The organism is Pseudooceanicola nanhaiensis, assembly GCF_020171315.1.
Taxonomy (GTDB): domain Bacteria; phylum Pseudomonadota; class Alphaproteobacteria; order Rhodobacterales; family Rhodobacteraceae; genus Pseudooceanicola; species Pseudooceanicola nanhaiensis_A.
Genome location: NZ_JAIUZP010000008.1, coordinates 184,990 through 196,912, shown reverse-complemented (window position 1 = coordinate 196,912; position 11,923 = coordinate 184,990). Strand labels below are relative to the sequence as shown.

Genomic DNA, 11,923 nt, shown 5'->3' with positions numbered 1-11,923 from the left:
GGGGACCGCGCGCCCTGCTGTCGATGACCCGAGCGGCCACAGAGCAGAGCGCACAGCAGCGGTCGGGGACCGGAGCGTCGGGGCTGGCCTCAGCCCACTTTCTTCTGGAACAGGTTGAAGCTGATGATCACGCGCTCCCCGGCGTCGCCGGTTTCGGTGGCGCTGTTGATCTCGACCCCGTGGTAGAGCCAGCTGGGAAAGATGATCAGCCGGCCGGGCAGGGGGTCGTAGTAGACATCCGTCCATTGCTCCACCGGCAGCTGGCCGGGGGCGTGGCGGGTGTTCGACATCAGCTGCACCGTCCGGGGATCGGTGAAGCTGATCCGGCCCGCGCCCGTGGGGGCCTGGATGTAATAGACCCCGCTCCAGATCGAGCCGGGGTGGATATGGGTCTTGTTGTAGCTGCCGGGCGGATTGATGATCGCCCACATGTTGTCGATCGCAAGCGGCCAACCCTCGGCAAGGCGCTGATCGGCCCCGATCTCGGCGGCCGTGCGTTCGATCTGCGCGGTGAGGCCCGCGAAGGCGGGATCGGCGTTGAGGTCGTTCCGGCTGTGCCAGCCGCCGAGCTGGCGCACGTTGGACCGTTCAAGCCCCTCCTGATCGCGCTGCCGTTCGGCGTGGATCGACGCCAAGAGCGCCGCGTTCAGCGCGGGCGCTCCGGTCAAGTCGCGGAAGTAGACGAACGTCGGAAAGTACAATTCCCGCTTGAGGGCGTCGGGGGGGATGGCCTGCGGGTCCTCCCCGGGGATGTCCTCTGCCATGCGCGATCCTCCGCTGCGCTGAATTCCCTCTTGGGAGAAGCGTAGCGGCCATGCAAAGCTCCGACAAGATGCAACGACAGGTTGAAAGCCGTATCCCGGTATGGGGCTGCGGCAGGGAGGACACCGCGTGACCATCCAGGATCAGGGCCATCGCCGGGGCGCGGCTGTTGCCGCTCCGGCCCGCACCGCGGGCGATGCGGCACGGATGCAGGATGCCGCCTGGGACAGGCTGGCGCAGGCGCAGGGAATGGAGGCCGTGGCGGGGCCGTGGCTTCAGGTCCAGATGCGGCAGGCGGCGGCGGAAGGCGGCGCGGTCTACTGGCTGCGGCGCGGGTCCTCGGGCACGCCGGAGTGGCAGGCCCTCGCCCGGCAGGACCCTGTGGGCGAGGAGGCGGAGCTGCTCAAGCGCTGCGCCGAAAGCGGGGCGCCCGTGGTGATCCGCCCGGCAGAGGCCCCGCGGGCGGCCTGCCTTGCGCATCCCGTCGCCCTGCCGAGCGGCGCCGTGGCCGCGGTGGCGCTGCTGCGTCTGGCCGAGGCCACGCCGCAGCGGCTGCGCGGGGCCGGGCGCGCGCTTGCCTGGGGTGCGCCGTGGCTGCGCGAGGCCCTGCTGCTGGAGCAGCACCGGCAGGCCCGGGGCCGCGAGGCCCGGGTGCAGGCCGCACAGGATATCTTTGCCGCCGCGATGCAGGATCACGAGGCCCGCCGCGCCGCCATCGGCGCGGTCACCCGTCTGGCGCAGGCGGTGGGGGCGGACCGGGTCTCGCTCGGCTTTCGCAGGCGCGGGCGCACGCAGGTGGTGGCCGTATCCCATTCCGCCGAGTTCGGCCGCCGCATGAGCCTCACCCGGCACGTCGCCGCCGCCATGGACGAGGCGCTGGACCAGCGGGCGGTGCTGACCCATCCGGCCCCCGCGGCCGAACTGAACGCCACCCGTGCGCAGGCGGTGCTGGCGCGGCAGCACGGGCCCTCGGCGGTGGTGACGCTGCCGGTCATGGTGGGCGATCTCTACCACGGCGCGATCACCGTGGAGCGGCCGGAGGAACGGCCCTACTCGGAGGAGGAGATCGCCTTCCTCGATCTGGCCGCCGCCCTTGTGGGGCCGGTGCTCTGGGAAAAGCGGCAGAACGACAAGTGGCTGATCTTCAAGGTCTTCGACAGTGTCGGGCACCAGTTCACCCGGCTTTTCGGGCCGGGCCATGCCGGGCGCAAGCTGGCGGTTCTGGCGCTTGCAGGGCTGACCGCGCTCTTTGCCACATGGACCGCGCCTTACCGCGTCGCCGCCGACGCCCGAGTCGAGGGCGCGGTGCAAAGGGTGCTGGTGGCGCCCTTCGACGGCTTCCTGCGCACGGCCCCGGTGCGCGCGGGCGACCGGGTGGCCGAGGGCGCACTGCTGGCCGAGATGGATGACCGCGACCTGACGCTGGAGCGGCTGCGCTGGATGGCCGAGCGGCGCCAGAAGGCGCTGGAATACGACCGCGCCATCGGCGAGCAGAACCGCGCCGAGGCCGAGATCATCCGCGCGCAGGTGGCGCAGGCCGACGCGCAGCTGCGCATGATCGACGCCTCGCTGGAACGTGCCCGGCTGACTGCGCCCTTCGACGGCGTGGTGGTGGCCGGCGATCAGAGCCAGAACATCGGCGGCTCCGTCACCCGGGGCACCGTCCTCTACGAAATCGCGCCGGAGGGGGATTACCGGGTGGTGATGAAGGTGCCGGAAAGCCGGATCTCCGAGATCGCGCCTGGGCAGCGCGGCGAGTTGGTGGTGACTGCGCTGCCGGGCACCGCCTATCCGTTCGAGGTGACCGCCGTGACCCCCGTGGCCGAAGCCGCCGAGGGCCGCAACACTTTCCGGGTCGAGGCGGTTCTGGACGATCCCGGCGCGGACCTCGGGCCGGGGATGCAGGGGGTGGCCAAGGTGGACACCGCCGAGCAGCTGATGATCCGCATCTGGACCCGCGACCTCGCCGACTGGGCGCGGCTGACATGGTGGGGCTGGGTGGGCTGAGATGGCACAATCAGTGTTCAGCCCGCTCTGGTTCCGGGTCGCCCCGATGCGGCCCCGGCTGCGCAGCCACGCGCGGATCTACCGGCAGGTGCTGCGCGGGGGCACGTGGTACGTGGTGCAGGACGACCAGACCGGGCGCTATCACCGGCTGGCTCCGGCGGCGAACCACATGGTCAGCCTCATGGACGGCCGCCGCACGATGCAGGACATCTGGGAACGCGCCGTCGCCTGGGCGGGCGAGGAGGGCGATCCGCCGACGCAGGACGAGGCGCTGCGCCTGCTCGCGCAGCTGCACCACGCCGACCTGCTGGCGGGCGACCTGCCGCCCGACATCGACGAGATCGCCTTCCGGGCCGAGACATCGGAGGCGCGCAACCTAGTCTCGCGGCTGCGCAACCCGCTGGCGCTGCGGCTGCCGCTGCTGGACCCGGATCGCTTCCTGAGCGCCACCATGCCGCTGGTCCGCCCGGCCTTCACCTGGTTCGGCGCCGTGATCTGGCTGGCGGTGGTGCTCACCGGGGTGGTCCTTGCGGCGCTGAACTGGGGCCCGCTGACCGCCGACCTGGCCGACCGGGTGTTCCTGGCGCAGAACCTGCTGCTGATCGCGCTCGTCTACCCGGTGATCAAGGCGCTGCACGAGTTGGGCCACGGCTATGCCGTCAAGAACTGGGGCGGCGAGGTGCACGAGATGGGGCTGATGTTCCTCGTCCTGATCCCGGTGCCCTATGTCGATGCCTCTGCCTCGGCGGGTTTTCCCAGCAAGTGGCACCGGGCCGTCGTGGGCGGTGCGGGCATCCTGGTGGAGCTGTTCGTGGCCGGGCTCGCGATGATCTTCTGGGCTGCGGCAGAGCCGGGGCTGGCACGGGCCGCGGCCTTCAACGCGGTGCTCATCGGATCGGTCTCGACGCTGCTCTTCAACGGCAACCCGCTGCTGCGCTTCGATGGCTATTACGTGCTGGCGGACCTGCTGGAGATCCCCAACCTCGGCCAGCGGGCGAACCGGCATTTCTTCCACGTTATCAAGCGCTACGCCTTCGGAATGAAGGCAAGCTTTTCACCCGCCACGGCGCGGGGAGAGCGGACATGGTTCCTGCTCTACGCGGTTGGAGCCTTCCTCTACCGGCTGTCGATCATGGTGGGGATCGCCGTCTTCATCGCCTCCAAGCTCTTCTTCCTCGGGGTGGCGCTCGCCCTCTGGGCGGTGGCCAATGCGCTCGTCTTCCCGGTGCTCAAGGGGCTCTGGTGGCTGATCGAGGCGCCGGAGCTGCGCCGGCAGCGTCCGCGGGCCCTTGCGGTCAGCGGCATGGGCGTGGCGGCGCTGGTGGCCGGGGCGCTGCTGCTGCCGCTGCCCTATGCCACGCGGGTCGAGGGGGTGATCGACCTGCCGGAGGGTGCCGCGCTCCGCACCGGCACCGAGGGCTACCTCGCCGAGCTGGCGGTGACCGGAGAGGTGCCCGCCGGCGCGCAGGTCCTGCGGCTGGAGAACGCGGCGCTGCTGGCGCGGCGCGACCTGCTGGCGGCGCAGCGGGCCGAGATCGCCCTGCGGCTGGAGCGCGAGATCCTGCGCGACCGGGCCGCGGGCCAGATCCTGCGCGAGCAGCTGGACCACGCCAATGCCGCCCTGACGCGGATCGAACAGGAGGTTGCCGCGCTGACCCTTGTCACGCCAGCCGCCGGGCACCTGTTGCTGCCCGGGGCGCGTGACCGCTCGCAGGGCTACCTCGGGCGGGGGGCTCTGGTGGGTTACCTCGTGCGGCCGGGCGATGCGATGATCCGCACCATGGTGCCCGAGGCCCGCGCCGATCTGGTGCGGCGGCGGCTGGAGGGGGTCGAGGTGCGGCTGGTGAATGCCCCGGGGCAAAGCCTGCCCGCGCAGGTGATCCGCCATGTGCCGAAGGCGCGGCGCGATCTGCCGTCCATCGCGCTTGGCACCGAGGGCGGCGGGCAGATCGTGCTGGATCCGACGGCGGGCAATGCCAGCACCGCGCTGGATGCCTACCTCGAATTCGACCTCGCCGTCCCGCTGCCGCCCAAGGCGCTGCTGCTGGGGCAGCGGGTCGAGGTGCGCTTTGACCATGGCCGCGAGCCGCTGGCCTACCGCATGAGCCGCGCCCTGCGACAGCTGTTCCTGAGGCAGTTCGATGTCTGACGCGGCGCTCTCTCCCCCTGTGCTCAAGGCCCCTGTGCTGTCCCCGCCTGCGCGCAGCCTGCGCTCCGACGCCTGGTACGGGTTCGAGGCCCCGCCCGCGCGGCAGGGCCGGGCCGACCTTGCCGTGGCCCGCGCGCAGGCGCTGCTGCTGGCCCGCTGGACGGGGCTGCGCGGGCAGGGCACGCGGCGGATCCTGCAGGCGGTCGCCCTTGCCACGCCGGGTCTCGACAGGCTCGATGATGCGGCACTTGCCGCCCGGGCGCGGCAGCTTGGGCAGGCGGCGGCCCGGGGCGATCCGGCGGCGCTGCGCCATGCCGGGCCGCTCTTTGCCTGTGTTCGCGAAGCCGCGGGGCGGGCGCTTGGCAAGCGGCATTACCCGGCGCAGATGCGCGGTGCCTGGGCCATGATGCGCGGCCAGCTGGCCGAGATGCAGACAGGCGAGGGCAAGACCCTCACCGGCACGCTGACCGCCGCTGCCATGGCGCTGACCGGGCGGCCGGTCCACGTGGTGACGGTGAACGACTACCTCGCAACCCGCGATGCAGAGGAGATGCGCCCGGTCTATGACCTGCTGGGCCTCTCCGTCGGCCTCGTGACCGCGGGGATGAGCCCCGAGGCCCGCCGCGCCGCCTATGGCGCCGACGTGACCTATTGCACGAACAAGGAGCTGGCCTTCGATTTCCTCAAGGACCGGATCGACCCGGCGGTCGGCAGCGGGCGGCTTCAGCGCCGGGTGCGCAGCTGGCTGGCCGGGCCCGGCGGCGGGCTTCAACGCGGGCTGGCCTTCTGCATCATCGACGAGGCCGACAGCGTGCTGATTGACGAGGCCCGGACGCCGCTGATCCTGTCGGGCGAGGGGCCGGCCCTCCATGACGTGAGCTTGTTGCGCACGGCGGAGGCGCTGATGCAGCGGCTGGAGCCTCGCGATTACACCATCGACCTGGCCGAGCGCCGGATCGAGCTGACGGACCGGGGCCTAGCGCGGCTCGACGGGCCATTGCGGCAGGAGGGGCTGCTCTCCAACCGGCGGCTGCGCGAGGAACTGGTGACCAAGGCCCTGACGGCGCGGCATCTCTTCCGCCGCGACGAACATTACCTCGTCCGCGAGGGCGCGATCGAGATCATCGACGAGAACACCGGCCGCACCATGCCGGACCGGTTCTGGGAGGAAGGGCTGCACCAGCTCATCGAGCTGAAGGAGGGGCTGGATCCCTCGCGCGGCCGGGTGACGCTGGCGCGGACGACCTATCAGCGGTTCTTCCGCCGCTACGACAGGATCTCGGGCATGTCCGGCACGCTGGACGAGGTCGCGGGGGAGCTCTGGCGCGTCTATGGCGTGGCGGTGGCGCGCATTCCCACCCACCGGCCGGTGCAACGTCGGATGGAGCGCCCGGTGATCCTTCGCGACAGCACGCGCAGGTGGCTGCGCGTGGCCGAGGAGGCGGAGGCCTTGCAGGGGCAGGGGCTGCCGGTGCTGATCGGCACCCGGACCGTCGCGGCCAGCCGCGCGCTCTCGCAGGTGCTGACGCGGCGCGGGGTGGCGCATGTCGTCCTCTCCGCCGATCAGGATGCCGAGGAGGCCCGCACCATTGCCGAGGCCGGACAGCCCGGGCGCATCACGGTGGCCACCAACATGGCCGGGCGCGGCGCGGATATCGCGCTGCAGGGCGCGGCCCGGGCGCGCGGCGGGCTTCAGGTGCTGATGAGCGAGGCGCATGAGAGCGCCCGCATCGACCGCCAGCTGGCGGGCCGCGCCGGGCGGCAGGGCGATCCGGGGCGGTTCCGGCCGCTGCTGTCGCTCGACGATGCGTTGCTGGCGCAGTTTCCCACCCTTTGGGCCCATCCGCGCCTGCTGGCCCTGCCGGGCCTCGGCCCGCGCCTTGCGGCCCGCGGCTTTGCCCGGGCGCAGGCCCGCGCCGGGCGGATGCACCGCCGGATGCGGGCCGATCTGTTGCGACAAGACGAGGTTCTGAACGATGCGATGTCCTATGCCGGTGTCCCGGATTGAATGGCGGCGGGCCGGGGCCCGTGTCCTGCTCGCCGGGCTTTGCGCCGTCGCGACCGGCGTTGCGTGGGCGGAGGAGACCTTCGACTGCGTTGTGCAGCCGGCGCGGATCGTTGCCCTTGGCAGCCCGGTGACGGGCGTTCTGGCCGAGGTGCTGGTGACCCGCGGGCAGGTGGTGCAGGCGGGCGACGTGGTGGCGCGGCTGGAGGACAGCGTGGAGCGCGCCGCCCTTGCGCTGCAACGGACACAGGCGGAGGACCGCTCCTCGCTGCGCGCGCAGGAGGCGCGGCTGGCGCTTGCCACGGCGCGGATGGAACGGGTCCGGCAGCTGCTGGACCGGGGCGCCGCCACGCAGGAAGCCTTTGACGAGGCCGAGGCGGAGCTGATGGTGGCGCGGGCCGAGATCGACCGGCTGGGCGTCGAACTGCATCTTGCCGGGCAGGAGCTGGACCGCGCGCAGGCCACGCTGGACCGGCGCACCATCCGCAGCCCGATGGACGGCGTCGTCACCCGGCGGCTGCTCCAGCCCGGGGAGTTCGTCACGCAGGAGGCCGCGGTGGCCGAGATTGCCGCCCTCGACCCGCTGCATGTCGAGACCTTCCTGCCCGCCGCCTACTACCCGCAGCTTTCCGTCGGGATGGCCGCGCGGGTCGCGCTGCGCCAGCCGGAGGGGCAGGAGATCGTGGCGCAGGTCGGCGTGATTGACCGCGTGTTCGATGCCACCTCGGGCACCTTCGGGCTGCGGCTCGACCTGCCCAATCCCGAGGGGGCCTTTCCGGCCGGGCAGCGCTGCTCGGTCAGCTTCGAGATCGAACCGGTGAAGGGGGTGGCAGAGAACTACGGCCTGCGCTGAGGCGGGGCCGCACAACCGGCGGGCGATCCGGAAACAGGTCGTTCGCCATGCAAGGATGGACGGGGCCAAGGGCGCAGCCTAGCCTCGATCCCGCGACAGGTGCCCCGGCGCAGACCGGTGGGGCAAAAGACATTTTGACAGGAGGACCCATGACCAACCAATTGCTCTTCTACAAGAAAGCCGTGCCGATTTCGAACGAGGCACACCGCAAGACCGCGATCCGCAGCGACGGGTCCTATGGCTTCGCGCGCGAGGTGAACTCGGTCCCGCTGGTGGCGGCGGAGTTCCGGCCCATGGCGGGTGATGGCACCATCGTCTTTGCGGGCAGCGGCGAGGCCGTGGTGCCCGTGGTGATCCTCGGTCTGACCCAGTCGGAGAACCTCTTCATCGACGAGGACGGCCAGTGGACGGGGCGCTATATCCCCGCCTTCATCCGGCGCTATCCCTTCGTCTTTGCCGCCAGTGCCGACGGCAAGAACCTGACGCTCTGCATCGACGAGGCCTACGAGGGGCTGAACCAGAACGGCGAGGGGGAGCATCTCTTTGACAGCCGGGGCGAGCGGACCAGCTACCTTGAGGGTGTCCTGACTTTCGCGCGTGACTATCAGGCACAGTTCGTGCGCACACAGGCCTTCTGCAAGCGGCTGATGGAGCTGGACCTGCTGGAGCCGATGCACGCCGAGTTCCGCACCAGTGGCGGCAAGACCGGGCGGCTGAACGGCTTCCTCGCCGTGAACCGGGACAAGCTGAAGGCGCTGCCGGACGAGACGCTGGGCCAGATGGCGCGGTCAGATGAGTTGGAGCTGCTCTATGTCCACCTGCAATCGCTGCAGAACCTCCAGACGCTGCTGAACCGGATCGTCGAGGTGCCCGCGGAAGAGCAGCCGGAGGCAGAGCCCGTCGCCTGAGGCACGGCCCCAAACGACAGGAAGCGGCCCGGGGGCCGCTTCCATTTGTCTGTCACTGGTTGCCTATCACCGGTTGCCTGACACCGGTTGCCTGTCACTGGCGGGCCTGAGCCCTCAGCGGTCGCTCTCCTGCCAGCGGGGATTGATCCACGGCTGGCTGTCGTCGCGCGGCAGCTTGCGGCAGAGGATGTGATCCGCCGCCTTTTCCCCCACCATGATCGAGGGCGCATTCAGGTTGCCGTTCGGGATCGAGGGGAAGATCGAACTGTCCGCGACCCGCAGGCCGCTGACGCCGATCACGCGGCATTCCTCGTCCACTACGGCGTGGCTGTCGGTGGTAGCACCCATGCGGCAGGTGCCACAGGGGTGATAGGCGCTCTCCGCGTGCTCCCGGATGAACCCGTCGAGCTCATCGTCGCTCTGCAGGTGGCTGCCGGGCTGGATCTCGTCGCCCCGGAACGGATCGAAGGCCTTCTGGCCAAAGATCTCGCGCGTGACGCGGATGCAGTGGCGGAAGTCGATCCAGTCCTGTTCCTCGGACATGTAGTTGAAGAAGATCCGCGGGGCGGCCTCCGGGTCGGGCGACTTCAGCGTGATCTCGCCCCGCGAGGGCGAGCGCATGGGCCCGACATGGGCCTGGAAGCCGTGGCCCTCTGCCGCCGCCTTGCCGTCGTAGCGCACGGCGAAGGGCAGGAAGTGGAACTGGATGTCGGGGTACTCGACCCCGGGCCGCGAGCGGATGAAGGCCGCGCTTTCGAACTGGTTCGAGGCACCGAGACCCGACTTGAAGACCATCCACTGCGCCCCGGCGAGCGCCTTGCCGAAGAGGTTCCAGTGCTTGTAGAGCGTGATCGGCTGGGTGCAGGCCTGCTGGATGTACAGCTCCAGATGGTCCTGCAGGTTCGCGCCCACGCCGGGCCGGTCCGCGATCACCTCGATGCCATGTTCCGCCAGCTGCGCGGCGGGGCCGATGCCCGAATGCATCAGCAGCTTGGGCGAGTTGATGGAGGAGGCGGCGATGATCACCTCGCGCCGGGCCTTCACCACCTCGATCGCGCTGCCGCGCCGGACCTCGACGCCCGTGGCGCGGCCGTTCTCGATCACGACCTTGCGGGCAAGGCAGCGGTGCAGGGTCAGGTTGGGCCGTTTCAGCGCCGGTTTCAGATAGGCATTGGCCGCGGACCAGCGGCGCCCGCCCCAGACGGTCTGCTCCATCGGGCCGAAGCCTTCCTGCTTCTCGCCGTTGTAATCGTCCGTCGTTTCGAAGCCCGCCTGTTTGCCCGCGTCCACGAAGGCCTGATAGAGCGGATTGCGCCGCGGGCCGCGGGTGACATGCAGCGGGCCCTCCGTGCCGCGCCAGTCGTCATCGCCGCCGTGGCCGCCGTCGTGCCAGTGCTCCATCCGCTTGAAGTAGGGCAGCACGTCCGCATAGGACCAGCCCTTGGCGCCCATCTGGGACCATTGCTCGAAGTCCATGGCATGGCCACGCACATAGACCATCCCGTTGATGGAGGAGGATCCGCCCACGACCTTGCCGCGCGGCGTCACGAGGGTGCGGTTGTTCAGATGCGGCTCGGGCTCCGTCATGAAGCCCCAGTCGTAGCGCGACATGTTCATCGGGTAGGAGAGCGCGCCGGGCATCTGGATGAACGGCCCCGCATCGGTGCCGCCGTATTCCAGCACGATCACCGAATGCTGCCCGCTTTCCGAGAGCCGCGCCGCCAAAGCCGACCCGGCAGAGCCGGAGCCGACGATGACGAAATCCGCTTCCATCTGTGGTGCCATCAGAACGCGGCCTCGACGTCGCCCATGCAGACATAGACGGATTTCACCTGAGAGTAGTGGTCGAGGGCGGCGCGGGCGTTTTCACGGCCAACACCGGACATCTTGTTGCCGCCGAAGGGGCTTTCCACGGGGGTCAGATTGTAGGTATTGATCCAGCAGGTACCGGCCTCCAGCTGTGCCACGACGCGGTGCGCCCGCTTGATGTCGCGGGTGAAGAGGCCCGCGGCCAGTCCGAAATCGGTGGCATTGGCGCGCGCGATCACCTCGTCCTCGTCCCGGAAGGTGAGGATCGACATGACGGGGCCAAAGATCTCGTCCGTGGCAAGGGCCATGTCATCGGTCACGCCGTCGAAGGCGGCGGGTGTCAGGAAGTAGCCCGGGCCCTCGGGGACATCGCCGCCGAAGAGCAGCTTGGCGCCCGCGGCCTTGCCGGCCTCGATGCAGGCCAGCACCTTCTGGCGCTGCGTGTCCGAGACCATGGGGCCGACGGTGACCTCAGGGTCCAGCGGATCACCGAGGCGGGCATTGGCGGTCCGCTCGGCAAGGCGCGCCACGAAGGCGTCGTGGATGTCCTCATGCACGAAGACGCGCGTCCCGTTGGAGCAGATCTGGCCGGTGGAATAGAAGTTGGCGTTGATCGCGGCCGAGACAGCATTCTCGATCTCCGCGTCCTCGAAGAGGATCAGGGGCGACTTGCCGCCAAGTTCCATGGTCACATGGCGGATGCCATCGGCGGCCGCGGCATAGACCTTGCGCCCCGTCGGCACCGAGCCGGTAAGCGAGACCTTGGCACAGCGCGGATCGCTTATCAGCGCGGCACCCACGCGGCCCGCACCCTGCACCACGTTGAAGAGCCCCTCGGGCGCGCCGGCCTCGACGAGGATCTCGGCCAGTTTCAGGGCGGAGAGCGGCGTCACCTCGGAGGGTTTGAAGATCATCGCATTGCCGGCGGCAAGCGCGGGTGCGGCCTTCCAGCAGGCGATCTGGATCGGGTAGTTCCACGCGCCGATGCCGACGCAGGTGCCGAGCGGCTCGCGGATCGTGTAGACGAAATCCTCCCCCAGCGGCACCGTCTCGCCGGTTACGGCGGCGATCAGGCCGCCGAAGTATTCCAGCGCCTGCGCGCCGGATTCCGCGTCGGCCACCAGCGTTTCTTGGATCGGCTTGCCGGTGTCGATGGTCTCGATCTCCGACAGCTCCTGATTGCGTTCGCGCAGGATGTCCGCCGCGCGGCGCAGCACGCGGCCGCGCTCCACGGGCGGCAGGGCGGCCCATGTCTTCTGCGCGGCAGCGGCGGTGGTGAAGGCGGCGTCGATCTCGGCCTCGGTGGCCTCGTGCAGGCGCGCGGTCACCTCGCCCGTGAAGGGATAGAGGGTGACCATCTCGGGGGCGGAGGTGTCATGGGTATACTGGCCGCCGATGAAGTGGCTGGCCTTGGGCTGTACGTCGCGCAT

8 protein-coding genes are annotated in these 11,923 nt (G+C 70.2%); 5 read left to right on the top strand and 3 right to left on the bottom strand.

The window, feature by feature from the left end; translation table 11 throughout:
* Positions 1–89: 89 nt before the first annotated feature.
* Positions 90–764: a TIGR02466 family protein gene (locus LCM32_RS15075; protein WP_224821905.1), complete on the bottom strand. Its 675-nt coding sequence runs from the start codon at positions 762–764 to the stop codon at positions 90–92.
* 127 nt (positions 765–891) lie between these two features.
* On the opposite strand from LCM32_RS15075, the gene LCM32_RS15070 reads away from it, so the two are divergent.
* From LCM32_RS15070 to LCM32_RS15050, 5 genes are all read left to right on the top strand, one after another.
* Entirely contained in the window at positions 892–2,769 is a 1,878-nt protein-coding gene (locus tag LCM32_RS15070; RefSeq protein ID WP_224821904.1) for an HlyD family efflux transporter periplasmic adaptor subunit, read from the top strand.
* A 1-nt stretch (position 2,770) separates the two neighbouring features.
* Positions 2,771–4,918: a peptidase M50 gene (locus LCM32_RS15065; protein ID WP_224821903.1), complete on the top strand. Its 2,148-nt coding sequence runs from the start codon at positions 2,771–2,773 to the stop codon at positions 4,916–4,918.
* Positions 4,911–6,926 carry a translocase gene (locus LCM32_RS15060; protein ID WP_224821902.1) on the top strand — a complete coding sequence of 672 codons (2,016 nt, stop codon included), beginning with the start codon at positions 4,911–4,913 and terminating at the stop codon, positions 6,924–6,926. Before LCM32_RS15065 ends, LCM32_RS15060 begins: the two co-directional genes overlap by 8 nt.
* Positions 6,913–7,776: an efflux RND transporter periplasmic adaptor subunit gene (locus LCM32_RS15055; protein WP_224821901.1), complete on the top strand. Its 864-nt coding sequence runs from the start codon at positions 6,913–6,915 to the stop codon at positions 7,774–7,776. Before LCM32_RS15060 ends, LCM32_RS15055 begins: the two co-directional genes overlap by 14 nt.
* Positions 7,777–7,925: 149 nt before the next feature.
* Positions 7,926–8,684, top strand: a complete 759-nt coding sequence (locus LCM32_RS15050; protein WP_224821900.1) for a SapC family protein — start codon at positions 7,926–7,928, stop codon at positions 8,682–8,684.
* A gap of 114 nt (positions 8,685–8,798) precedes the next feature.
* On the opposite strand, the gene betA is transcribed toward LCM32_RS15050, so the two are convergent.
* Positions 8,799–10,457: a choline dehydrogenase gene (betA, locus tag LCM32_RS15045; protein ID WP_224821998.1), complete on the bottom strand. Its 1,659-nt coding sequence runs from the start codon at positions 10,455–10,457 to the stop codon at positions 8,799–8,801.
* A gap of 11 nt (positions 10,458–10,468) precedes the next feature.
* Positions 10,469–11,923 carry a betaine-aldehyde dehydrogenase gene (gene betB / locus LCM32_RS15040; RefSeq protein ID WP_224821899.1) on the bottom strand — a complete coding sequence of 485 codons (1,455 nt, stop codon included), beginning with the start codon at positions 11,921–11,923 and terminating at the stop codon, positions 10,469–10,471.